This is a genomic window from Streptosporangium sp. G11 (assembly GCF_051192615.1).
In the GTDB taxonomy this organism is placed as follows: Bacteria; Actinomycetota; Actinomycetes; order Streptosporangiales; family Streptosporangiaceae; genus Streptosporangium.
This window is the reverse complement of the sequence record NZ_JBPJUQ010000035.1, coordinates 51,788-75,130: the sequence shown is the minus strand read 5'-3', so window position 1 is coordinate 75,130 and position 23,343 is coordinate 51,788. Positions and strand designations below refer to the sequence as shown.

Sequence of the window (23,343 nt, the reverse complement as noted above, 5' to 3'; positions counted from 1 at the left end):
GGCCCTCCGTAGCGGCCGGGGGACACGACGTGCGGCCGGGGAAGTACGACCCGCGGCCGGGGTCGTGGCCTGGGCGGGCGTCGCCCTCAGTCCCGCCGTCGGCGCCCCGCTGATGTCCGCCTCCACCGTCGTCGTCGCCCTCAACGCCCGGCTGCTGCGCCGCCTCCACCTCCACGGCGAACGCCCCTGACGGCCTCCGCGCCGGTTCCGGCCCTCCGGTTTCACCCTTCACGGCGAACGTCTCCGGTCGTTCCCGCACCGGTCCGGGCTCTCCACCTGCGAGAACGCGCGCGCCCCGGGAGCGCGTACCCCTGACGCGGGGGCGTCCGACGCGGGCCCGTCCGCGCGGCCGGAGGGATGAGCGGAGCTCTCGCGGGCAGGCCTGACCGTGAGAATAATTCACGGTTAACCTATAGAGATAGTAGATTTAATCGGGATAGGCCCGCATGGGGCCGTCGGCCAGAGGCAGAGGCGCACCGTCGGGGGGACTTTCGGATGCACATCACGGCCCGGAGCGACTACGCCATAAGAGCGATGCTGGTCATCGCGCTGAGCGATCCCGCCCCGGTCAAGTCGGAGACGATGGCCCAGGCGCAGGAGATCCCGGCGAGCTTCCTGCGCGGCATCCTGACCGACCTGCGCCGCGCCGACCTCGTCTTCGCCCAGCGGGGTCACGAGGGCGGTTTCACGCTCACCCGGTCGCCCGTCGACATCTCGGTCGGAGACGTCCTGCGCGCCGTCGCGGGTGAGCTGACCTCGGTGAGGGGGCTGCCGACCGGCGACGTGGCCTACTTCGGAGAGGCGGTACGGCTGCGCACCGTGTGGCTGAACATCGAGACCTCCGTCAACGCCATCGTCGACACCGTCAGCCTGGCCGCACTCCTGTCGCCGGTGGCCGAGGCCGGCAGGCGGCGCAGGGCCTGACGCCGGGTGTGGGACGAAGATTCCCATACCTTGAGACGCCTTGCTCGAAACGTGACTTGACGTCGCCTTGGCATTCAATCACCATAATTCCTATCAACAGAGTAGGAAAAACAGGAAGGGGGGCGTTGTGCGTGCGCTCATCCTCTTAGGCCTGGTCGGCTTCGCGGCGCAGCTCGTCGACGGCAGCCTTGGCATGGCCTACGGTGTCACCTCGACGACGCTGCTCCTGGCCATCGGCACGAACCCCGCTGCCGCTTCGGCCACCGTCCACCTCGCCGAGATCGGCACCACCCTCGCCTCCGGCATCTCCCACTGGCGTTTCAACAACATCGACTGGAAAGTCGTCGCCAAGATCGGTGTTCCCGGCGCCATAGGCGCGTTCGCGGGAGCGACCTTCCTGTCCGGCCTCTCCACCGAGGTCGCGGCCCCGGTCATGTCGATCATCCTGCTCACGCTGGGTCTCTACGTCCTGATCCGCTTCACCGCCTTCGGCCTCCCGCGCGGCAACCTGGGCAAGCCGCTGCGCAAGCGCTTCCTCGCGCCCCTCGGCCTGGTCGCCGGATTCGTCGACGCCACCGGTGGCGGCGGCTGGGGCCCGGTCGGCACCCCGGCGATCCTCGCCAGCGGCCGCCTGGCGCCGCGCAAGGTGATCGGTTCCATCGACGCCAGCGAGTTCCTGGTCGCCATCGCCGCCAGCGTCGGCTTCTTCTTCGGCATCGGCTCCGAGAACATCAACTTCTCCTGGGTCGCCGTCCTGCTGATCGGCGGCGTCATCGCCGCCCCCATCGCCGCCTGGCTGGTCCGCCACATCCCGCCGCGCATCCTGGGCTCGGCCGTCGGTGGTGTCATCATCCTGACCAACGTCCGGACCCTGCTGCGCAGCGACTGGATCGACGCCTCCGGCGGCGTCCAGACCGTCGCCTACATCACCATCGCCGTCATCTGGGCCGCCGCCATCGCCTACTCGGTCCGCGAGTACCGCCGTGACCGCGACAACGAGACGGTCGAGGCGATCGAGGCAGAGGAGAGGCGCCGCGCCGCGGAGCAGGAGACCGCCGGCGCCGCCAGCTGAACCCCGGTCCGGCGGCGCCCTCCGATGCGCCGTAGCTCACACGAAGGCCCCTCCCGCCGAAGCGGGAGGGGCCTTCGTGTCGCGTACCGCGGCAGCCGCCCGTCCGTCTCCGGCCGCGCGGTCCCCGGCCGGGTGTCGCGTGTGACGGACGGTCAAGGATCCGGGCGGCCGCGCGGCGGCGGCCGGTCAGGCCGCGGCGCGCGCCTTCACGGGTTTCCGGTCATGGGCAGGCAGGGCGGCGTCTGGAACACCACGCCGTCCAGGAAGTTGCCGGCCGTCGCGGTGCCCCCCGCGGCCGACACCGACTCGAAGGCGAATCGCGTGGTGGTCTGTCCCGGAGGGACGACGTACACGCCGGTGTAGTGGCGCCAGGCGGTGTTGTCGTCGGAGATGTCCGGGGAGGAGGCCCCGGTCGGGGTCTGGGCCACGGTCGAGCCCGGTGCGCCGATGAGCACCCGCATCACGTCGGTGCCGAGGCGGCCCCGGTGGTACAGCGACCAGGTCATCGGTGTTCCCGGGACGGTGGGCACGTCCTGGTAGAGCGTGGAGACCTGGTTGGCGTTGAGCTCGGCGAACTGCTGACCGTCCGCCGCCGGGACCCCGCTCGCCCCACCCCGCCAGAACTCCAGCTTGTTGTCGGTGGCGGTGGTGTGCCAGCCGACGCCCGGGTTGACGGAGGCGTCGGAGATGGACCAGTCGACCGTGGCCACGGGTGGCGCCTCGAAGCCGCCGTTGACCAGGTTGACCGGTGCGTAGGCGCAGGTGACGGTGACCGTGACCGTGGCGGTGCTGGTGCCGCAGTCGGTGGTGACGGTGTAGGTGAAGGTGTCGGTGCCGCCGAGGCCCGCGGCGGGTGTGTAGACCACGTTGCCGCCGGAGATCGTCGCGGTGCCGTTGGCGGGCTGGGTGACGCCGCTGATCGTCGGTGAGGCCGCGGTGTCGTTGGCCAGGACGGGCACGCTGACGGCTGTGCCCTGCGTGGTGGTGGCGGTGTCGTCGGTGGCCCTGGTGGGTGAGATGGACTGCCCGCCGACGATCTGGATCGGAGGGGCGGGCGTGTTGTTTCCGAGCTGACCCGGAGCGGCGATGACGCTGCTGATCCCGGTCGGCCGGATGGTCATGCTTCCCCCGGTGGTGCCCTGCCTGACCTGGAAGGTGATGACCTTCGGGGCCGGGTCGGTCTTGGTGCCCGACGAGGCGATCGTCAGGGTGGTGCCACTGATGGTTCCGCTCCCCGACTGGCCGACGACGTCGGCGTGGGCCAGCAGTGACGACAGGTCCCACGTGGTGGTGTAGCGGCTGACCAGCAGCGGCCACTGGGCCGTGCGGTGCGCCAGCGTGAGGGTGAAGGTGCCGCCCGGTGTGATCTGCCCGCCCCACAGGGACGGGGAGGTGTCGACCGAGACCGACCCGCTGCCCAGCCTCATGCCGAGCGCGTTCTTCCAGTAGTAGCTGACGGGGTAGGTGGCCTGTCCCTGCCGGACGCAGGGCGCGGCGGCCTGCCGTGCGGCGGTGGCGTGCGCACCGGTATCGGCCGTCGCCGGCGTCCCCGGTGCGGCCAGTAGCGCCAGCAGGGCGCAGGCGAGCGCGGTGAGCGAGGTGAGCGCGGATCTGGATCGTTGTGACACCAACGCTGGACTTCCATTCTGTCGTGAGAGATGTCCTCGTAGATCAACTTCACAGCGAAGGCTACTCTCCGTGGTCGATCCAGTGCGTCAAGTGTTCGCGTGGCCTCCGTGTCGCATCCCGCCCGCGCCCGCGACCGCCGGAAATGTCGGAAGTATGAGCATTTTCCACGCCATTCGTCCTAAAAGTGAACCTGCGACTTGAACGTGTAATACGACTCCTGTTGACGCGGGCCGTCAGAGATCATCAAATTGTCCTTTGGCAGATACGGTCGTCCGTTTCTCTCCTCGATAGAGGACAAAAACAGCCGTCACCCTCGCTGTCGCGTCCCCCCGACCAATCGAGTCAAGGAACCCACTTGGCACTCATGCCCTGCGGCAGATCGCGGCTGCTCGCCGTCGCGGTCGCCCTGGCGGTACTCGCGGTGACCCCGCCGACGTACGCCACCACCCGGCTCGACCCCCCTCCGACCGCGAAGACGCCCGACCACGGCGCACCGGCGGTCACCCGCACCATCACCCTGATCACCGGGGACAAGGTCACCGTCCGCTCCGGCGGAACCGAGACCGGCACCACGGTGGTACGGGGGCCTGGCGGAGAACCCGTCGGCGCCCACGTCACCACCGTGGGCGCCGACACCTACGTCTATCCCGACAGCGCGATGCCCTACGTCTCCGCGGGGCTGCTCGACAAACGGCTGTTCAACGTCACCCGCCTCCTGGCCGACGACTACGACGACGCCCACGTCGACCACCTCCCGCTGATCGTCACCTACGCGGACGACTCCGCCGCCCGCGCCGCCAGGCCGCTGCCCGAGGGCGCCACGAAGGTCCGCACCCTCAGCAGCATCAAGGGCGCCGCCGTCACCGAGGACCGTGACAAGGCCGCGAGCTTCTGGTCCTCGCTCACCGGCGGCCAGGCCACGGCGCCCGGCGCCCGGAGCGGGAACGCCGCGCCCGCCTTCGCGGGCGGTGTCGCGAAGATCTGGCTGGACGGCAAGGTGAAGGTCGACCTGGCCGACACCGTGGCGCAGATCGGCGCCCCCGAGGTCTGGGCCGCGGGGAACACCGGCGAAGGCGTCGACGTCGCCGTCCTGGACACCGGCGTCGACGCAGGTCACCCCGACCTGACCGGCCGGATCGAGGCCTCCGCCAGCTTCGTGCCCGGCGAGGAGGTCACCGACCGGCACGGCCACGGCACCCACGTCGCCTCCACGATCGCCGGCACCGGCGCCGCCTCGGGCGGCAAGGAGAAGGGCGTCGCACCCGGAGCCGAACTGCAGGTCGGCAAGGTCCTCAGCAACCAGGGCCAGGGCCAGGACTCCTGGATCGTGGCCGGCATGGAGTGGGCCGCCAGGGAGCGGAAGGCCAAGGTCATCAGCATGAGCCTCGGCACCGACGGGCCCACCGACGGCACCGACCCGCTGAGCCAGGCCGTCAACGCGCTCAGCGCAGAGACCGGCGCGCTCTTCACCATCGCGGCGGGCAACGCCGGGCCCTTCGACCGCACGGTGGGCGCCCCGGGCGCCGCCGACGCGGCCCTCACCATCGCGGCGGTGGACACCTTCGACCACCTCGCCGACTTCTCCAGCCGGGGCCCGAGGCTGGCCGACGGCGCGCTCAAGCCGGACCTCAGCGCTCCCGGCGTCGGCGTGCTCGCGGCCCGGTCCCAGTACGCGCAGGGAGGCGAGGGCCCGTACACGACCATGAGCGGCACCTCGATGGCCACCCCGCACGTCGCGGGCGCCGCCGCGCTCCTGGCCGCCGCGCATCCCGGCTGGACCGGCGGGCAGCTCAAGGACGCTCTGATGAGCACCTCCAAGAGCACCCCGGACTACAACGCCTACCAGGCCGGCACCGGCCGCCTGGACGCCCGCGCCGCCACCACCGCCACCCTGTTCGCCACCGGCACCGCCTACCTGGGCATCCACCCGCTGGGTGAGGAGCCGGGAGGCAAGGCCGAGCGGCAGGTGACCTACACCAACACCTCCGGCGCCGACGTCACCCTCGACCTGGCGCTCAAGGCCGCCGGTGCCCCGGACGGCCTGTTCTCCCTGTCCGCCTCCCGGGTCGTCGTCCCGGCGGGCGGCAGCGGCACCGTCACCATCACCGCCGACCTGGACCGCGCACCGGACAGGAACGGCTACACCGGGTGGATCGAGGCGTCCGGCGGCGGGGCGGTGCTCGCCCGCACCGTCGTCGGCGTCAGCACCGAGGACCAGCCCCGCCACCTCGTCATCAAGGCCAAGGACCGCGACGGCGCCCCGATGCGCGGCCTGATCAGCCTCCTGCGGGAGGGCGACCCCGCCGACGGCTACCACAGCTTCCTCACCTTCACCGGAGAGGTGGACGTCCTGGTGCCCCAGGGCAGGTACTCGGTGTGGATGTGGGGCGACGTGCGAGGCACGCACGGCCCCGCCTCACTCGGTCTCGCGCTGCTCAACGAACCCCTGGTCACCGTCGAGGCCGACACCACCGTGACCCTGGACGGCACCACCGCGCGCGAGGCCAAGGCGGTCACGCCCCGGGAGAGCGCCGACGCCGAGACCCGGGTCGACTACCACCGCACGCTGGGCGACACGGCCTCGGTCGCCGACTCCTACACGCTCGGCACGGGGTACGACAGCATCTGGATCCAGCCCACGAAGCGGGTGCGCGAGGGACGGCTGTCCGTCGGCGCGCGCTGGCGCAAGATACAGCCGCTCCTGACCGTGAGCTCGGGCGGGCAGACGTACGACGACCTGTGGATCCAGCCGGGGGCGGGGCTCCTGCCCGAAGGCTCGTGGGACCTCCCCGCCGTCTTCGCCGGCGGAGGCCGCCCGGCCGACTACGCGGGACTGGACGTCAAGGGGAAGATCGCGGTCGTGCGCTACGGCGACACGGACGAGCAGGTTCCGGCCGCCGTGGCCGCCGGGGCGAAGCTCCTGCTGATCGTCAACGACGAGGAGGGACGGCTCCGCGAGGCGATCAGGAGGACGCCCCTGACCGTGGCGTCACTGACCAGGGACGAGGGCGAGCAGCTCATCTCCCGCCTCGGGAAGGAGGCCGTCCGGCTGCGCACGGTCTCCCACCCCACCACCACCTACCTCTACGACCTGGTCCGGCGCTGGGAGCAGTCCGTTCCCGGCGACCTGACCTACCGTCCCGCGCACCGTGACCTGGCACGGGTCGACGTCGACTTCCGCAACAACCCGGCGGCCGAGGTCGCCGAGTACCGCTTCGACGTCGTCCCCGGCCTGAACACCAAGGTGGGATACACGCTGCTGAGCAGGTCGAAGCGCGAGCGCACCGACTGGGTCACCCCGGGAGACTCCGTGCGCTGGACGACCGAGGCGGAGATCCCGCGAGAGACGATGCAGTTCTCTGGGGAGAGGTCCTACCGGGCGGGGAGCACCACCGCCGAGCAGTGGTTCGGCCCGATCCAGCGCCCGAGGGTCAACGGCTCGGTCTCGCTCCCGGTCCGCGAGGGGAACACCCTCCGGGTCCAGGTGCCCGGCTGGGGCGACTCGGGGGCCGACCACGTCGGGCTCTTCGCCCCCGGCCAGATCGACCAGACGACGGCGCTCTACCAGGGTGAGACCCTCGTCGGCCAGACGGGCGGCTACGTCCTGGACACCGAGGTGGGCCAGGCCCGGCTTCCCTACCGCCTCGTCACCACGACGGAACGCGAGCCCCTGGTCCACCCGTACTCCACCGGCACGCGAACCGTGTGGGACTTCACCTCGGCGCCCGCCGGGTCCGCCGCGCCCGTCCCGCTGCCGCTGGTGCAGCTCGACTACGCCGTGGACACCGACGTGGACGGCAGGGCCTCCCGCTCGGCGGCCCTGACCCTCCTCCCCTCGCACCTGCCGGGGGTGCCGAAGGCCGCCGCGATCCGTTCGGGTGAGCTCGAGGTCTCCTACGACGACGGCGCCACCTGGCGTACCGAGCGTCTGACCCGCACCGGCGACGGGTGGCGGGCCAGGCTGGACGCCCCGGCCGGCGCCCGGTACGTCAGCCTGCGGGCCGGCGTCAAGGACGAGCGGGGCAACGCCGTCGAGCAGACGATCGTCCGCGCCTTCGGGCTGAGGTAGCGCGAGCGGCGCCGCCCGCCCGTCACGGGCGGGCGGCGCCGTTCGGCGGCCCGAAGTGCTCCGACACGCGCTCGGCGGGATAGGCGCCGTGCTCGGTGACGATCCTCGTCACCAGGTGCGGCGGGGTGGCGTCGAAGGCGGGATAGTGGCCGGTCACGCCCTCGCCCGCGGTACGCCTCCCCAGAACGTGCAGGACCTCGTCGCCGTTCCGCCGCTCGATGACGACGTCGTCGATACCCGGCGCCTGCGGGTCGGGCGCCGGGATCACCACGTAGTACGGGACGTCGAAGGCGCGGGCGGCCAGCGCCACCCCGAGCGTGCCGACCTTGTTCACCACGTGCCCGTCCATCGTCACCCGGTCCGCCGCGGTCAGCGCCACGTCGGCGAGCCCGTCGGACAGCACCGAGGCGACCATCCCGTCGGTGATGAGGGTGGGCCGGTAGCCCATCTCCACCAGCGTCGGCGCGGTCAGCCGCGCCCCCTGCAGATAGGGCCGGGTCTCGGTGCAGACGAACTCCAGCCGCTTGCCCGCCTCCTGCGCGGCCTCGACGGTCGCGATCAGATAGGCGTCCGCCCAGCAGTGGGTGAGGACGCGGGCGCCGTCGTCGAGCAGCGCCGCCGCGTGCCTGCCCATGGCCGCGCTGCTCGCCAGGTAGGCCGCGTCGTGCCCGGCCGCCGCCCGGGTCACGGCCTCCACCAGCTCGTCCCCGCACGCCTCGGGCAGCGGCCCGTCCACCGTGGCGGCCAGGACGGCCTCGACGGCGTCGCGGATGTGGTTGTTCGTGGGCCGGGTCGCGATCAGCCGGTCGCCCGCCTTGCGCAGCCGCGCCGCCGCCAGGCCCGGCGGCTCGCCCCGCGCCTCACGGGCGGCCAGCGTCATCCCGGCGGTCGCCGCGAACGAGGGGCCCGTGCTCTGCGTCACCATCCGCTCGATGGCCACCGCGACGTCCTCGCTGGTGGCGCAGCGCACCCAGCTGTGCTCGAAGGGATAGACCCGGCGGTCGAGGATTTCCACACCGTCGTCGGTGGTCCGGACGGAGTCCGCGAGGACAGGGCGCCTTCCGGTCGTGCTCATGAGACCTCCAGCGGGGGATCGGGCGGTCTGCCGCCTGCTCGCCACACCGGGTGCCGCTCGGCGTCACCGCCACCACCGCGACCCGGTTGTGCCTCGCGCTTATGCCCCTTTTGGATGGCCTCGTACCCCTGGGCGGCGGGCCGTTTCCCGGACGACCCGCCCTCCAGGCAGCGACGACCCGGAGTCGACTCCGGGTCGACCCGGAAACGAGCCGGCCGCGAGCCGGAGACGGCTCAGGAGAGCTTCTTGCCGATCTCGGCGATCTGGGCGCGCTGCCCGGCGACCAGCTCCTCCGCCAGCCGGGTGGTGGGCCGGTGCCTGCCCAGCGCGATCACGACCTGGGCCATCTGGACACCGCTGTTGAGGTGCTTGCCCAGCACGCTCAGCCACAGCTTGTCGAAGGCGGCACCCGAGCGTCTCTCCAGGGAGGAGATCTGGGTGGCGGACAGCATGCCCGGCATGTCGTGCACGGCGCGGTCGCCCTCCGCCGGTACCTCGACCTTCCACGACCGCAGCCAGCCGGACATCAGGTCGATGTCGGCGGACTCGCTCTTCTTGATCTTCGCGGCCAGGCCGCGCACGTACGGGTTCTCGGTCCGGCCGTCCACCAGGTCGGCGAGCTGGATCGTCTGGCGATGGTGGGGGATCATCTCCTGGGAGAAACGGACGTCCGCGTCGGCCCGATCGCCGGCCAGTCCCACCGCCTGGACGGGAGTGGTGGTCACGGCCGCTGACGAGCACCCGGCGACCAGTATGGCGGAGACCAGCAAGGTGGCGGTCAGAGACCGTCGTTTGCGCGACCGCCGGGTGCTCATCGAGATCACTGCCCCTTTCCTGCGGGTGGGAAGGACCATTCGTGCCGTTCCGCCCTGAGATACGCGGACACCGTTCCCGGGGTTCAGGGGCCGCCGGAAATCGCGGGCCCGAAATTCCGGACGCCGGACTCCGGCTCGGGACGCCTCCCGTTCCGGGTGTTCCACGGCCCGGGACCGGCTCCCGGACGTGTCCCGGGAAGGGGGACGCGTCCGGGAGCGGTTCACGGAACCCGGGGAGCCCGGGTGGGTCGGCCGGGGACGTCGCGATGGTCGGAGATGCTGTCGAGCCAGGCACGGTGCAGGTCGGCGTAGCGGCCGGCCCGCCCGACGAGCTCGCCGGGCGGGCCGTCCTCCATGATCCTGCCGCCGTCCATCACCAGCACCCGGTCGGCGATCTCGACGGTCGACAGGCGGTGCGCGATGATCAGAGCCGTCCGGTCCGCCAGGATCGTCCGCATCGCGCGCTGCACGAGCCGCTCGCTGGAGACGTCCAGGCTGGACGTCGCCTCGTCGAGGATCAGCACCGCGGGGTCGGCCAGGAACGCCCTGGCGAACGCCACCAGCTGCCGCTGCCCGGCCGACAGCCGGCCGCCGTGCTTGCCGACCTGGGTGTCGTACCCTTCGGGAAGCGCGGAGACGAAAGCGTCGGCGCCGATCGAGCGGGCCGCCGCCACGATGTCGGCCATGCTCGCGCCCGGCCTGCCGAACCTGATGTTGTCGGCCACCGACCCGCTGAACAGGAAGTTCTCCTGGGTCACCAGGACCACCGCGGCGTGGCGCGACTCCTCGCCGAGGTCGCGCAGGTCGACCCCGTCCAGCAGCACCCGCCCCGCCACCGGGTCGTAGAACCTGGAGACCAGCTTCGCCAGCGTGGTCTTGCCCGCGCCGGTGGTGCCGACCAGCGCCACGGTCTGCCCGGCGGGGACCACCAGGTCCAGGCCGGGCAGCACGGGGGTGCCGTCCAGGTAGGAGAACTCCACGCCCTGGAACTCGATCCTCCCGCGTGGCCGCTCCAGCGTCACCGGGTCGCCGGGCTCGGCCACCACGGGACGCTCCTGCAGCACGCCGGAGAGCTTCTCCAGCGCGGCCCCGGCGGACTGGAACGTGTTGTAGAACTGCGAGATCTCCTGCATCGGCTCGTAGAACTGGCGCAGGTAGAGCAGGAAGGCGGCCAGCACGCCCACCGTGACCTCGCCCTGGATCGCCAGCGTGCCCCCGTAGAGCAGGACGGCCGCGATCGTCACGTTTCCGATCAGCTTGACACCCGGCGAGAAGATCGCGATCAGGTGCATGCTCCGCCGGTTGGCGTCGCGGTAGTCGGCGTTCAGCTGGGAGAAGATCGCCTGGTTGCGCGGCTCCCTGCGGAACGCCTGGACCGCGCGCATGCCGGCCATCGACTCCACGAAGTGGACGATCACCAGGGCCACCGTCTCCCGGGTCCTGCGGTAGATGATGCTCGACTGCCGCCGGAACCAGCCGGTGAACAGCATCAGGACCGGCAGCGGCAGCAGCGCGACCACGCCGAGGTGGACGTCCAGGACGAGCAGCAGGACCGCCGTGCCGACCAGTGTCAGCACGGCGGTGACGAGGTCGTCGAAACCCGACTGCAGCATCTCGGAGATGGCGTCGATGTCGGAGGTGAGCCGGGAGACGACCCGGCCCGAGGTGTAGTCCTCGTGGAACGACAGCGACAGCCTCTGGAAGTGGACGAACACCCGCCGCCGCAGCTCCAGCAGGATGCTCTGGCCGATGCGCCCGGCCATCCTGAGGAATATCCGCCGGGTCACCAGCTGGACGGCCGCCGCCGCCAGGACCGCCGCGACGACCGTCACCAGCGTCCGCGGTCCCGCCCCCGCCACCATCGGCGGGATGCCCGCGTCGATGCCCACCTTGACCAGGTACGGGATGGCGAGCGAGGCGACGTTGCAGGTCACGATGATCGCGACGAGCAGCACGATCTCCCTGCGGTACGGGCGCAGCAGGTCGCCGAGCAGCCGCCTGGACCTGTCGCGCAGCAGGAACGACACCTGCGCCGACAGCTCGTCCTGGTTCTCCGCCGCGACCCCGCGCCACTCACGGGACCCGTTCGCGGTCTCGGCGCCGGAGGGTTCCGCGGAGGGGTTCGCGGAGGATTCGGCGGAGGGGCCGGTGGAAGGTTCGGTCACGCTCACAGCCGTGCCTCCTCGACGTCCGGGTCCGCCGACAGCAGCGCGCGGTACTCGGGCACGCTCGCCATGAGCTCGTGGTGCTCGCCGACGTGCGCGATCGTGCCGTCCAGCAGCAGGGCCACCCGGTCGGCGAGGAGCACGGTGGAGGCCCGGTGGGCGACGACGATCCCGGTGGCCTCGCGCAGCATATGCCGGAGCGCCTCCTCCACCAGGGCCTCGGTCTCGACGTCCAGGGCCGACAGCGTGTCGTCCAGCACGAGGATTCCCGGACGGCTGAGAACCGCGCGGGCCAGCGCGAGCCGCTGGCGCTGGCCGCCGGACAGGGACATGCCCTGCTCGCCGATCCTGGTCTCCAGCCCCCACGGCAGCGCGTGGACGAACCCGGCCTGGGCGATCCGCAGCGCCTCCGCGATCTCCTCCTCGCTCGCGTCGTGCCGTCCCAGCGTGAGGTTCTCCCTGACGCTCATCGAGAACAGCGTCGGCTCCTCGAAGGCCGTGGCGACCATCGAGCGCAGCGTGGGCAGCGGCAGGTCGCGGACGTCGACCCCGTCGATCGTGACCCGGCCGGCGCCGACGTCGTACAGCCGCGGCACCAGGGAGGTCAGCGTGGTCTTGCCCGACCCCGTCGCGCCCACGACCGCCACCGTCTCTCCCGGCCGGACCTCCAGCCAGACGTCGTGGAGCACCGGTTTCTCGTCGCCGGGGAAGGTGAACCCGGCCCCCTCGAAGCGCAGGTGTCCCCGGGGCCGTTCGATCACGCCGGTGCCCCCGACGATCTCCGGTTCGGTGTCGAGCACCTCCATCACCCGGTCGGCCGCGGTCATCGCCTCCTGGCCCATCGTCAGGATGAAGCCAGCGCGGAGACGGGCCAGACCAGCTGCAGCATCAGGGTGGCGAAGGCCACCAGCGTGCCCAGCGTCAGCGTGCCGGAGCCGACCGCCAGAGCGCCGAGCAGCAGCACGAGCGCGAGGGTGATGTTCGGGATCACCTCAAGGAAGGTGAAGAACCTGGCCGACAGGCCGACCTTCTCCATCGAGGTCCGGAAGACCTTCAGCGCCCCCTCCTCGAAGATCCCGGAGACGTACGGGCCGCGGCCGAAGGCCTTGATCGTACGGATGCCGGCCGCCGACTCCTCGACGACCGTGGCGAGGTCGCCCTGCTCGTCCTGAACCCGGCGGGAGATGGTGATGTACTTGCGCTCGAAGCGCAGGGTGGTGAACACGATCGGCACCGCCGAGGCGACGACCAGCAGCCCGAGCGGCCAGTACATGTGGAGCAGCAGCCCGGTCACCGTCGCGATCTGCACGGTGGTCAGGACGAGGAAGAGCAGGCCGAAGCCGAGGAAGCGCCGGATCGTCGACAGGTCGGTCGTCGCCCGGGACAGCAGCTGACCCGACTGCCATGAGGCGTGAAACCCCATCGGCAGCCGCTGCAGGTGGCCGTAGAGGTCGTCGCGGATGGCGGTCTCCAGGCCCAGGACTGCGGCGGCCAGCAGCCACCGCCTCAGGAAGACGAGCAGCGCCTCGACCACGCCCAGCCCCAGGGCGAGCAGCGCGAGGGGCGGCACGGCCCCGGTGTCGCCCCGGGCGACGGGGCCGTCGATGATCTCCTTGCCGATCAGCGGGACGGTGATGCCGATCGCGACCGCGCCGAAGGACAGCACCCAGATGAAGAGCAGGCGGGCGACGTACGGGCGGAGGTAGGACTTCAGCCGCCACAGGGAGCCCGCCCCGGCGCGGCGCGAGGGAAGGGGGCGCGGGGCCGACGGCGACGGGGACGCCGGGGGCGTCGTGTCGGTGGCGGAGGTGTCTGCGTTGTCTGCGTTGTTGGTATTGTCTGCGTCGTTGGTCCTGGCTGCGGTGGTTCCGGTGTCAGGGGGCATGGGCAGGCGGCACGCTCCTCACGGTGTTCTGACGGGGTGAGAGCCGTCCGGGGCATGGCAGGCCGGAACGCCATCCCCTCTCAACCGGTCTCTCCCGTGCCACCGCTCCCGGTGGGCGCCCCGTCGGATCACCGCCACCCGCGCGACGCGGGCGACCCTCCAGTTTTTGCACCCGGGCATGGCGTCGGCAACTGATTTGACGGTCCGCATGGTGTAACCACCAGGCCAGAGTGCCCGTTGACCGCGAACCCTCCACCGGAGTGAACGCCCGTGTCCCGGGCGGGCGCGTGTGACGGCCTTTCCCTCCCGCCGGCCGGGGCACTGTCACGGCATCGAAATAGGGGGGCTAAAATTCCCGGTGGCGTCGAGCGCGAGGAGGCGGTCCCCGATGGATCTGAAGACGTTGCACGACGTCTCCGAGCTGAGCGACCCCATCGAGCGCGCACGGGTTCTGAGCCGTCTCATGGCCGAGGAGCAGGGACTCGTCGCGGAGGCGGCGAAGATGCGTCGCCAGGCGATCGCCGAGGCCCGTGACTCCGGGATGAGCCTGGAGGACATAGGGGCGCGCCTGGGCGTGTCCCCGGGCCGCATCTCCCAGATGAGGAAGGGGCCGGCGGCCCGCGCCCCCGAGGGCCCCGCGCCCCGCGCCCCGAAGGTCCTGGTGCGGCGGGCGCTGCCGACCGACCCCGCCGTGCGGGGGGCCGCGTCCCTGTTCCTCGCCGAGGCGGAAAGGCAGGGCATCACGCCGGACCGCAGGATGCTCTACGTGGGCCCGGAGCCGGCCGGTGAGCACGTGGCCGCCTGCCTGCGCGTCGACCCCGGGGCCGAGGTGATCGCCCGCCGGAAGATGATGACGGCCGACGGTGTCCCGGTGCGCATCGCCACCAGTTACTTCCGGGCCGACCTGTTCGGGGGGACCCGCCTCGCCGAGCCCGGGTTCGTCAGGCCGTCGCTCCAGTCGGCACTGGTCGCCCTCGGCCACACCTTCGGCCGTGCCGAGGAGACCCTGACGGCCCGCCCGCCGACGTCCTTCGAGTACGAGACCCTGGAGCTCGAACCGGGGGAGTGGGTCGTCCAGGTCCTTCGCGCGGGCTACTCCGACCAGGACACACCCGTCCACGTCCTGGAGACCATCTGCGCCGCGAGCAGGCACGTCTTCCCGATCGGCCAGGTCTCCGGGCACGACGAGTTCTGACACGGCCCGCCCGGTCCGGTCACGTCCGGCCGGTCGGTCGGAGGCGGGGGGCGGGAGGCTCGGCCGCCCGCCGTGCCCGCGACGGCCGGGAGACGAGGCCGGGGAAAAGGGGAGGCCGCGACGGGCGGGGCGGTTGTATCGTCTGCGGTATGACCTGGCGACATTGATCCTCAACGATCGGTCGGTCCGGCGCGAGCTGCCGTGGACCTCCGGAGATGCCGAGCATCCCGAGTCCGCACAGTCCCCGCGAGAAGGACCTCATGACCACTTCTTTTCTCCGTGCGCCCGAAGGGCGTGCGAAGCGCCTGGCCGCGACGCTCTACACCTACACCATCCTCGATGAGTTCGTCCTGTTCTACCCGTTCTACGCATTGCTGTTCGTCGACACGGGCCTGTCGACCGCCGAGATCTCCTCGCTCCTGGCGATCTGGTCGCTCACCTCCGTCGGGCTGGAGGTCCCCTCGGGTGTGTGGGCCGACGCCGTCTCGCGGCGCGCGCTGCTCGCCCTGGCGCCGCTGCTGGCCGCCGTCGGCTTCGGCCTGTGGGTCGCGGCCCCCTCCTACTGGGCGTTCGCCGCGGGTTTCGTGCTGTGGGGCGCCTCCGGAGCATTGCAGTCGGGCGCGCTGGAGGCGCTGGTCTACACCGAGCTCGACCACCTCGGCGCGGCCGGCCGCTACGCCGCGATCATGGGCCGCGCCCGCGCGGTCGGCACGGGCGCCGTCGTGGTGTCCATGGCCGTGGCCGCCCCGGTGTTCGCCGTGGGCGGCTATCCGCTGGTCGCCGCCGGCAGCGTCCTGGCGTGCGTGCTGGCCGCGATGGCCGCGCTGGCCTTTCCCGAGCACCGCGTACGCGCCGGAGGGGAGGAGGGCGCGGGGTCCTCGGAGGAGTCCGGCGAGGAGGCGCCGGCGGGCGGTTATGCCGCGATCCTGCGCGAGGGGCTGCGGGTGGCGCGCACCGACCGGCCGACGCGCCGGGCGCTGCTGCTGGTACCGGCGGTGACGGCCCTGTGGGGTTCGCTGGAGGAGTACACCCCGCTGCTCGCGATCGGCACCGGCGTCGCCACGCACGTCGTGCCGCTCCTGGTGCTTCTGATCTCCGTGGGCATCGCGGCCGGCGGTGTGCTCGCGGCGGCCGGGCGGAGCTTCACGGACCGGGAGTTCGCCGCGCTCCTCGCGTTCGGGGCGCTGGCGCTCGGCGCTGGCGCGGTCAGCGGGGTCGCGGCGGGGTTCGTTGCCGTCGCGGTGGCCTTCTGCGTCTTCCAGATGGCGAGCGTGCTGGCCGACGCGCGGCTGCAGGAGAGCATCACGGGCCGGGCCCGCGCCACCGTGACCTCGCTGGCCGGGCTGGGCACCGAGCTGGTCGCCGTCCTCGTCTACGGAGGCTACGCCGCGGCCTCGTCGCTGACCGGCCACGCCACGATCTTCACCGCCTCCGCGGTGCCGTACGCCGTCCTCGCCCTGGTCCTGTTCCTCGGTGGGTCCCGCTCACGGAGGACCGCGACCGCCCGGGTCCCGCTCAGCGATCCGTGAAGCGGGGCAGGCCCAGCTCGGCGAAGACCGGCCGGTGGTCGGTGTGCGGGAGGCGGTGGACGCCGAAGGTCCTGATCGCCATGCGCGAGTCGGCGAGCACGTGGTCGATCGTCACCCCGGGGACGGGTTCCCAGCCCTGCTGCGGCCAGGTGGCCGTCAGGCCGTGCCCGGTGACGTCGGCCGCGTCGCGGTAGCCGCTGTCGAGCAGGTCGCGTACCAGCCGATGGTCGAGGGTGGCGTTGAAGTCTCCGGCGAGCACCCGCAGCTGCCCGCCCGCCCTGGGCAGCGCCCGCAGCCCCGCGTCCCAGCACGGCACCTTGGAGTCGTACCGGGGCGCGCAGGGGTGGACCGAGACGACCTCGATCTCGTGGCCGCTCGGGTGCTCGACCACCCCTCGCGCCTGCCGGAACCGGCCCAGCGCGATCAGCGGTTTCTCGGTGATGGGGTGTTTGGAGTAGACGCCCGAACCCCAGACCCCGTCGACCGCGCGGTCCACGACGTGAGGCATGCGCCGGCGCAGCCCGGCCGCCTCCAGACGGTCGCGGGCGGCCGGCGTGAGTTCCTGCAGGGCCAGCACGTCCGGGTCGAGGGAGCGCACGAGCCCCATCAGGACGTCGGTGTCGCCCGCGCCGACGGCGAGGTTCGCGGCGAGCACCCGGAGCCGCCCCCCGTCGGCGGCGGGCTGGGCGCCGTCGCCGAAGTAGCGGGGGAGCACGGCCGTCGCCAGCACCGCGCCCGTGACCAGGGCGAGGGCCGCGGCGGCCCAGCGGCGCAGCCCCAGGGCCAGGAGCAGCGGGATCGCCGAGGCCGCCGCCACGTACGGCGTGAACGCCACCAGGGGGACCCACTGCCAGACCGGGTTCCAGCCGCCGGTCCTGAGCACCGCCCAGGCCGCGAACGGCAGCACCGCCAGCCAGACCAGCAGGCTCACCCATCTCGATCTGATCATGCACCCGGAGCGTAACGGTCTCCTGTGCAGATTCGGTGGAGATCGGGGTCTTTACCGGCGCAGATCCGCAATGTCCGGGTCAATACCACCTCACCGGATTGCAAAGAAAATGAAAGTCATTATCATTCCTCCTGTCTGGCCTTGTTGCTGGGGAGGTTGTCTTGGGGCATCTGCTGATGGTCGAGAGCTGGGTGGGGTCGGCCGTCGAGGTCCCGGCATGAGGCTCGACTGGGAGGTGGTCCCGCTGAGGCTGCGCGAGCCCTTCCGCATCTCCCGCTCGGTGATGTCCGCGCGCGACGCCGTCCGGGTCGCGGTGCGCCACGAGGGGGTGACCGGGTACGGCGAGATCGTGACCAGCGCCTACCTCGGGCTGGACGTGCCCCGCATCACGGCCGCGCTGGAGGGGGTGGGCGGCCGGCCCGACCCGGAGACGCTCCTCGCGGAGCTGCCGGACCTGCCGTGCCCGCCGGGGGTGCTCGCCGGCCTCGACGCCGCCCTGCTGGACCTGGTGGGCAGGCGCGACGGGCTGCCCGTCCACCGGCTCGCCGGGTCCCCCTCCTGGCGACCGGTGCCCACCGCGTACACGATCGGGATCTGCGGGCCGGAGCGCGCGGCCGGGGCCGCGCGCGACCTGCGCGCCCGCGGTTTCACCGTGCTGAAGGTCAAGGCCGGGTCGCCCGATCCGGACGACGACGTGGCGCGGGTCGAGGCGGTCAGGCAGGCCGCCCCCGGAGCGCGCCTGCTGCTCGACCCGAACGGCGCCTGGAGCGCCGAGCGGGCCGTCCGGCTGCTGGAACGGATGCCCTACGTGGACGCCGTGGAGCAGCCCATCGCGCCGGGCCGTCCCGACCTGCTCGCCTGGGTCGGCCGGCGGGTCCCGATGCCGGTGATCGCCGACGAGGACGCCGGGGGAGCGGCCGAGGTCGAGCGGCTGGTGGGAGCCGTCCGGGGGGTCAACGTCAAACTCGCCCGGTGCGGCGGCGTGCTGGCCGCGCTCGGCGTCATCGACGCGGCGCGGCGCCACGGCATGGACGTCATGCTCGGCTGCCTGGTGTCCAGCTCGCTCGGCATCGCCCCCGCCGTTCACCTGGCGGGACACGCGCGCTGGGTCGACCTCGACGGGCACCTGCTGCTGGACCGCGACCCGTGGACCGGCCTCGGCGGGAGGACGGCGTGCTGCGGCTCTCCGGCCTCCCCGGTCTCGGCGTGCGGCCGGCGACATGAGGGCGTTCTGGTCCTTCCCGCTGTCGGTGCGGCTCCTGCTGGTCAACCAGATGGGCGTCAACACCGGTTTCTACCTGCTGATCCCCTACCTCGCCGGCCATCTCGGCGGGAGCCTGGGCATGTCGGCCGCGGCCGTCGGGGTGGTGCTCGGTGTGCGCAACCTCAGCCAGCAGGGCCTGTTCCTGATCGGCGGGACGGCCTCCGACCGGCTCGGTGCCCGCACGGTCATCATCGCCGGGTGCGCCCTGCGCGCCGTCGGCTTCGGACTCTTCGCGCTCGGCGGCTCGCTGCCCGTGCTGCTCGGCGCCTCGGTCCTGTCCGGTCTGGCCGGGGCGCTGTTCAACCCGGCGGTCCGCTCCTACCTGGCCGTCGAGGCGGGCGACCGCCGCGCGGAGGTGTTCGCCCTGTTCAACGTGTTCGCCAACACCGGGGCGCTGCTCGGCCCGCTGCTGGGTAGCGCGCTGCTGCTGGTCGACTTCCGGGTGGCGGCCGTCGCCGCGGCGCTGATCTTCGCCGGGCTGACGGTGGCGCAGGCGCTGACGCTGCCGTCGCGGCCCGTGCCGCCCGGCGGGGGGTCGGTGCTCGCCGACTGGCGGGAGTGCCTGGCCAACCGCGGGTTCGTCGCCTTCACGCTGGCGCTGAGCGGGATGTTCGCCCTGCAGAACCAGCTCTACCTGATCCTGCCGATGCGGGCCGAGGAGGTCACCGGCTCCGCGGCCTCGGTCGCGGCGCTGTTCCTGGTCTCCACCGTGGCCACCCTGCTGCTGCAGGTACGGATCACCCGGTGGCTGCGGGACCACCTCGGCGGGAGCGCCGCCATCGCGCTCGGCCTGGCGGTGATGGGCGCGGCCTTCCTGGTCCCGCTGCTGCCGGGCCTGCTCCCTGTGCTGCTCGCCGCGTTCGGGCTGGCCCTGGGAGTGATGATCGCGCAGCCGTTCGTGCTGGAGCTGATCCCCGCCTTTGGCAGGGAGGGCGTCATCGGCACCTATTTCGGGATGTTCTACCTCGCCTCGGGCCTGGTCGCCGCGGCGGGCAACGTCGTCGTGGGCTGGGCGGGCGACACGGCGGACTGGCTCGCCTGGCCGCTGTGCGCCGCGCTCGGGCTGGGCTCCGCGATCGCGGTGCGCCGCGCCGGCGTACCGGAGGCGGTGCCACCGGCGGAGACCTCCCCGGTACGGGGGCCGGACCCGGCCGGCCGGTCACGCGGCGCGCCGGAGAGCGGTTCCCCCGAGGACTCCCCGGCGGAGGAGAAGGCGCCGTGACCCCCCAGGCACCGGAAAGGACCGTGCGGCCGTGAACTTCCTGACCGACAATCCCGAGCTGTACGAGCTGCGCTTCCCCGACCCCGACCGCCTCGCGGCCCGGTTCGCCGGCGATCTCGCCCGCCGCTTCGGCGGCGGGACCCGGCTGCTCGACATCGGCTGCGGCACCGGCCGCGACGCCGGTCACCTGGCGGGCGAGGGCTACGCCGTCACCGGCCTGGACGTCTCCGAGCCGATGCTCGCCCACGCGCGCGGCCGGTATCCGGGCGTGGAGTTCGTCAACGCCGACATGAGGTCGTTCGACCTCGGCCGCCGGTTCGACGTGGTCACCTGCCTGGACAGCGCGCTGCTCTACTGCCACGAGAACGCCGACCTGACCGCGTTCCTGTCCCGCTGCCGCGCGCACCTGGCGCCCGGCGGGCTGCTCGTCGCCGAGATGCGCAACGGCGCGTTCTTCCTCGGCAACACCGAGCTGCTGGAGGGGACGGTCACTGGGACCGTGCTCTGGGACGGGGTGCCGTACACCTCCCGTACCCGGCTGTGGATCGACCACGCGGCCCAGCTGCTCCGCAGGCACCGCACCTGGGAGTGGCCGGGTCGCGCCGGGCCGCTGCACCAGCGCTCGGCCTGGCGGCTGCTCTTCCCCCGGGAACTGGAGTACTTCCTCGACGTCGCCGGTTTCGAGGTCCTGGCCCTGTTCGACGGGCCGGGGCCGCGCACCCGGCCCCCCCTGGACCCCCGGTGCGCCGCCGTCGGACGGCCTGTCCGGCGACCGGCTCCATGTCGTGGCCCGCCTGCGTCCCCCGCCCGGCGGCCCACCCGACCGCACCGCGAATCGTCCGGCCGCCTGACCGGCCGATGTCACCGCGGATCGTCCGGCCGCCCGCGCGGCCGGCCCCGCCACCGGCACAACCGATGAAAGGACCCTTTTCCATGCACTCCCTGAACCGCCGCGGTTTCCTCGGCACCGCCGCCGGGCTGTCCGCCGTCCTGCTCTCCGGGTGCGGCACCGGCCCCAGCACCGGCCCCAGCACCGGCCCCGGCGGCGGTCCCGCCGCCGGGACCGCCGCCGCGGGCAAGCCCCGCGCGGGGGGCCGGCTGCGCGTCGTGTTCGCCGGGGGGCGGGGCCCAGGAGACCCTGGACCCGCACCTGTCCAACCTGTTCGTCGAGGCGTCCCGGTCCAAGGCGCTGTTCGACAAGCTCGCCGACTACGGCCCCGACCTGTCGGTCGTGCCGCGCCTCGCCGAGCGCTGGGAGCCCTCCGCCGACCTCACCACCTGGCGGGTCACCCTGCGCAGGGCGACCTTCCACGACGGCAGGCCGGTGCGCGCCGCCGACGTCCTCTACAGCTACGCCAGGATCGCCGACCCCGCCCGTGCCTTCCGCGCCAGGTCCACCCTGGCGGTCATCGACCTGGCCGCCAGCAGGGCCGTCGGCGACCGTACGGTCGAGTTCGCGCTCAGGCAGCCGTTCGCCGAGTTCCCCAACATGCTGGCCGCCTTCGGCGTGTTCGTCGTCCCCGAGGGCACCGAGGACTTCACCAGGCCGATCGGGTCCGGTCCGTTCGCCTTCGGCTCCTTCGAACCGGGCCGCTCCCTGCTGCTCAAGCGCAACCCCGACTACTGGGAGGGCGCACCCCACGTCGACGAGCTGCGGTATCTGATCGCCAACGAGGAGTCGGCCCGGGTCAACGCCCTGCTGGGCGGGCAGGCCGACTACGCCCACGACATCACCGCGACCACCGCCAGAACCTATGCGGGTGACGACCGCCTGGCCGTCACCCGGCTCACCAACAGCGGCATGCAGGCGTTCGCCATGAAGCTGGACCGCCCGCCCTTCGACGACCGGAACCTGCGCGAGGCCATGTTCCTGCTGGCCGACCGCGGGGAACTGGTCGACACCGTGCTGGCCGGCGCCGGGCAGGTCGGCAACGACCTCTTCGGCAGGGGCTACCAGTACTACGCCGAGGAGATCCCGCAGCGTGTCCGTGACCTGGACAAGGCCAGGTGGCTGGTGGAGAAGGCCGGTGCGAAGGGGTTGAAGGTGCGGCTCGACACCTCGGCGGCGGCGAGCGGCTTCGTCGAGTCGTCGAGCGTCTTCGCCGACCAGATGCGCCAGGCCGGTCTCGACGTCGAGGTCGCGGTGGGCGACAAGGACACCTACTGGAAGGACGTCCTGGACAGGGGCACGCTGTGCTGCTTCCGGTCCGGCGCGATGCCCATCGAGTCGCACTTCGCGCAGCGCCTGCTCAGCACGTCCACCACCAACATCACCAAGTGGAAGCGCCCGGAGTTCGACGCGCTCTACGCCAAGGCCGTCTCGCTCGCCGACGAGAAGGCGCGCCACGACGTGTACGCCGAGATGCAGCGCGCCCAGCACTCCGAGGGCGGCTACCTCGTCTGGGGTTTCGCCGACTGGCTCGTCGCGACCGCGCCGGGGGTGGGCGGCGTCGCCGACGCCCCGGCCAACACCCTCGACTGGGCCCGGTTCGACAAGGTGTGGCTGGCTTGACGATCCTTCGGCCCGCCCCGCCGTCCCCGCGCTCCCGCTCCGGGGGCCGGACGAGCCTGCCCGGGTACGCCGCGCGGCGCCTGTCGCTCGGCCTGGCGCAGGTCGTGGCGGTCACCGCGCTGGTGTTCGCCCTCACCGAGGCGCTGCCGGGAGACGCCGCCGTGGTGCTGGCCGGGGACACGCCCGACCCGGCGCGGATCGAGCGGATCCGCCAGGAGCTGGGACTCGACCGGCCCGCGCCGGTCCGCTACGCCGAGTGGCTGCTCGGCCTGTTCCGCGGTGACCTCGGGACGTCGCTGACGGCCGGGCGCCCGGTCGCCGGTTTCCTCGCCGACGCCGGTGGGCCGACCCTCCAGCTCGCCGCGATCACCCTGCTGCTCCTGGTGCCGCTGGCGGTGGCCGCGGGCGTCGTCGCCGCGATCCGCGAGGGCCGGTTGCTCGACCGGGTCCTCACCTCGGCCGGCATCGCCCTGTACTCGGTGCCGGAGTTCGCCCTCGCCGTGCTCTTGGTCGCGCTGTTCTCCCTGAGGCTCGGCTGGTTCCCGCCCACCGCGGTGGGCGTCGGCCCGGACCTGCTCGCGCAGCCGGCCGTGCTGGTGCTTCCCCTCCTGGTCCTGCTCGCCCGGCCGATCTGCTCGATCAGCAGGCTGGTCAGGGCCGGGATGATCGACGCGCTGGGCTCCGAGTACGTCCGCCACGCCCGCAGGCTCGGGCTCTCCGGCCGGAGGGTGGTCGTGGCGCACGCCCTGCCCAACGCGGTGGCGCCGGCCGTGCAGCAGCTCGCCAGGACCACCGACTGGCTGCTCGGCGGCGTGATCACCGTGGAGGCCGTCTTCGTCATCCCGGGTCTCGGCACCTCCCTGGTGAGCGCGGTCTCCGCCCGCGACATCCCGGTGATCCAGGGACTTGCCCTAGTCTTCGCGGTCACCACCGTGGCCGTGAACCTCACTGCCGACGTCGTCGCGTTCCGTCTCGCCCCGCGCGAGGCGGGTGCGACATGAGGCCGGGACGGGAACCGGGCCCGAGGGGGAGGACGGG

General features: G+C 72.5%; 18 protein-coding genes and 1 pseudogene. 11 read left to right on the top strand and 8 right to left on the bottom strand.

The window, feature by feature from the left end; translation table 11 throughout:
- Window positions 1–64 precede the first annotated feature (64 nt).
- The 3 genes from ACSDR0_RS28345 (at window position 65) to ACSDR0_RS28335 (ending at window position 1,996) form a co-directional block, all read left to right on the top strand.
- Window positions 65–190 (top strand): hypothetical protein, encoded by a 126-nt coding sequence (locus ACSDR0_RS28345; RefSeq protein ID WP_435291941.1) that lies wholly within the window; start codon window positions 65–67, stop codon window positions 188–190.
- Between the two features lie 305 nt (window positions 191–495).
- A complete protein-coding gene (locus tag ACSDR0_RS28340) occupies window positions 496–924 on the top strand; it encodes an RrF2 family transcriptional regulator (protein WP_435291940.1) in 429 nt (142 codons plus the stop codon).
- 127 nt (window positions 925–1,051) lie between these two features.
- Window positions 1,052–1,996, top strand: a complete 945-nt coding sequence (locus tag ACSDR0_RS28335; protein WP_435291939.1) for a sulfite exporter TauE/SafE family protein — start codon at window positions 1,052–1,054, stop codon at window positions 1,994–1,996.
- Window positions 1,997–2,202: 206 nt separating this feature from the next.
- Here the strand turns inward: ACSDR0_RS28335 and ACSDR0_RS28330 are convergent, their stop codons facing one another.
- Window positions 2,203–3,624: an Ig-like domain-containing protein gene (locus tag ACSDR0_RS28330; RefSeq protein WP_435291938.1), complete on the bottom strand. Its 1,422-nt coding sequence runs from the start codon at window positions 3,622–3,624 to the stop codon at window positions 2,203–2,205.
- A gap of 365 nt (window positions 3,625–3,989) precedes the next feature.
- On the opposite strand from ACSDR0_RS28330, the gene ACSDR0_RS28325 reads away from it, so the two are divergent.
- The gene (locus ACSDR0_RS28325; RefSeq protein WP_435291959.1) at window positions 3,990–7,694 is read left to right on the top strand and encodes a S8 family serine peptidase; all 3,705 of its coding nucleotides are present in this window, start codon (window positions 3,990–3,992) and stop codon (window positions 7,692–7,694) included.
- 22 nt (window positions 7,695–7,716) lie between these two features.
- Here ACSDR0_RS28325 and ACSDR0_RS28320 read toward each other — a convergent pair whose 3' ends face one another.
- The 5 genes from ACSDR0_RS28320 to ACSDR0_RS28300 all read right to left on the bottom strand — a co-directional run bounded on the left by ACSDR0_RS28320 (window position 7,717) and on the right by ACSDR0_RS28300 (window position 13,634).
- Complete coding sequence (locus ACSDR0_RS28320; protein ID WP_435291937.1) at window positions 7,717–8,769, bottom strand: hypothetical protein; 1,053 nt, start codon at window positions 8,767–8,769, stop codon at window positions 7,717–7,719.
- 233 nt (window positions 8,770–9,002) lie between these two features.
- The gene (locus tag ACSDR0_RS28315; protein WP_435291936.1) at window positions 9,003–9,584 is read right to left on the bottom strand and encodes a DUF305 domain-containing protein; all 582 of its coding nucleotides are present in this window, start codon (window positions 9,582–9,584) and stop codon (window positions 9,003–9,005) included.
- Window positions 9,585–9,805: 221 nt separating this feature from the next.
- The gene (locus ACSDR0_RS28310) at window positions 9,806–11,749 is read right to left on the bottom strand and encodes an ABC transporter ATP-binding protein (RefSeq protein WP_435291935.1); all 1,944 of its coding nucleotides are present in this window, start codon (window positions 11,747–11,749) and stop codon (window positions 9,806–9,808) included.
- 2 nt (window positions 11,750–11,751) lie between these two features.
- Entirely contained in the window at window positions 11,752–12,591 is an 840-nt protein-coding gene (locus tag ACSDR0_RS28305) for an ABC transporter ATP-binding protein (RefSeq protein ID WP_435291934.1), read from the bottom strand.
- A gap of 2 nt (window positions 12,592–12,593) precedes the next feature.
- Window positions 12,594–13,634, bottom strand: a complete 1,041-nt coding sequence (locus tag ACSDR0_RS28300; protein ID WP_435291933.1) for an ABC transporter ATP-binding protein — start codon at window positions 13,632–13,634, stop codon at window positions 12,594–12,596.
- Between the two features lie 388 nt (window positions 13,635–14,022).
- Between ACSDR0_RS28300 and ACSDR0_RS28295 the strand changes: the two genes are divergently transcribed.
- On the top strand, window positions 14,023–14,829 hold the full coding sequence (locus ACSDR0_RS28295; RefSeq protein WP_435291932.1) for a UTRA domain-containing protein: 807 nt from the start codon (window positions 14,023–14,025) through the stop codon (window positions 14,827–14,829).
- Window positions 14,830–15,089: 260 nt separating this feature from the next.
- On the top strand, window positions 15,090–16,358 hold the full coding sequence (locus ACSDR0_RS28290; RefSeq protein ID WP_435291931.1) for an MFS transporter: 1,269 nt from the start codon (window positions 15,090–15,092) through the stop codon (window positions 16,356–16,358).
- Here ACSDR0_RS28290 and ACSDR0_RS28285 read toward each other — a convergent pair.
- The gene (locus tag ACSDR0_RS28285; protein ID WP_435291930.1) at window positions 16,345–17,307 is read right to left on the bottom strand and encodes an endonuclease/exonuclease/phosphatase family protein; all 963 of its coding nucleotides are present in this window, start codon (window positions 17,305–17,307) and stop codon (window positions 16,345–16,347) included. The two genes, ACSDR0_RS28290 and ACSDR0_RS28285, sit on opposite strands and share 14 nt — an antisense overlap.
- 360 nt (window positions 17,308–17,667) lie before the next feature.
- On the bottom strand, window positions 17,668–17,958 hold the full coding sequence (locus ACSDR0_RS28280; RefSeq protein WP_435291962.1) for a hypothetical protein: 291 nt from the start codon (window positions 17,956–17,958) through the stop codon (window positions 17,668–17,670).
- Between ACSDR0_RS28280 and ACSDR0_RS28275 the strand changes: the two are divergent.
- From ACSDR0_RS28275 to ACSDR0_RS28255, 5 genes and pseudogenes are all read left to right on the top strand, one after another.
- A pseudogene (locus ACSDR0_RS28275) lies at window positions 17,876–18,343 on the top strand (enolase C-terminal domain-like protein); the annotation flags it as partial. The gene ACSDR0_RS28280 and the pseudogene ACSDR0_RS28275 overlap by 83 nt on opposite strands.
- Before the next feature lie 184 nt (window positions 18,344–18,527).
- Entirely contained in the window at window positions 18,528–19,793 is a 1,266-nt protein-coding gene (locus ACSDR0_RS28270) for an MFS transporter (RefSeq protein ID WP_435291929.1), read from the top strand.
- 31 nt (window positions 19,794–19,824) lie between these two features.
- Complete coding sequence (locus ACSDR0_RS28265) at window positions 19,825–20,712, top strand: class I SAM-dependent methyltransferase (RefSeq protein WP_435291928.1); 888 nt, start codon at window positions 19,825–19,827, stop codon at window positions 20,710–20,712.
- A 312-nt stretch (window positions 20,713–21,024) separates the two neighbouring features.
- Window positions 21,025–22,305: an ABC transporter substrate-binding protein gene (locus tag ACSDR0_RS28260; protein WP_435291927.1), complete on the top strand. Its 1,281-nt coding sequence runs from the start codon at window positions 21,025–21,027 to the stop codon at window positions 22,303–22,305.
- Window positions 22,302–23,306, top strand: a complete 1,005-nt coding sequence (locus tag ACSDR0_RS28255) for an ABC transporter permease (protein WP_435291926.1) — start codon at window positions 22,302–22,304, stop codon at window positions 23,304–23,306. The genes ACSDR0_RS28260 and ACSDR0_RS28255 overlap by 4 nt, the downstream gene beginning before the upstream one ends.
- The last annotated feature ends 37 nt before the right edge of the window (window positions 23,307–23,343 follow it).

Bases quoted from the DNA above. Each gene is read 5' to 3' on its own strand.
- ACSDR0_RS28340 (WP_435291940.1), top strand. From the start codon at position 496: ATGCACATCACGGCCCGGAGCGACTACGCCATAAGAGCGATGCTGGTC.
- ACSDR0_RS28325 (WP_435291959.1), top strand. From the start codon at position 3,990: ATGCCCTGCGGCAGATCGCGGCTGCTCGCCGTCGCGGTCGCCCTGGCG.
- ACSDR0_RS28320 (WP_435291937.1), bottom strand. From the start codon at position 8,769: ATGAGCACGACCGGAAGGCGCCCTGTCCTCGCGGACTCCGTCCGGACC.
- ACSDR0_RS28315 (WP_435291936.1), bottom strand. From the start codon at position 9,584: ATGAGCACCCGGCGGTCGCGCAAACGACGGTCTCTGACCGCCACCTTG.
- ACSDR0_RS28305 (WP_435291934.1), bottom strand. From the start codon at position 12,591: ATGGGCCAGGAGGCGATGACCGCGGCCGACCGGGTGATGGAGGTGCTC.
- ACSDR0_RS28300 (WP_435291933.1), bottom strand. From the start codon at position 13,634: ATGCCCCCTGACACCGGAACCACCGCAGCCAGGACCAACGACGCAGAC.
- ACSDR0_RS28295 (WP_435291932.1), top strand. From the start codon at position 14,023: ATGGATCTGAAGACGTTGCACGACGTCTCCGAGCTGAGCGACCCCATC.
- ACSDR0_RS28290 (WP_435291931.1), top strand. From the start codon at position 15,090: ATGACCACTTCTTTTCTCCGTGCGCCCGAAGGGCGTGCGAAGCGCCTG.
- ACSDR0_RS28285 (WP_435291930.1), bottom strand. From the start codon at position 17,307: ATGATCAGATCGAGATGGGTGAGCCTGCTGGTCTGGCTGGCGGTGCTG.
- ACSDR0_RS28270 (WP_435291929.1), top strand. From the start codon at position 18,528: ATGAGGGCGTTCTGGTCCTTCCCGCTGTCGGTGCGGCTCCTGCTGGTC.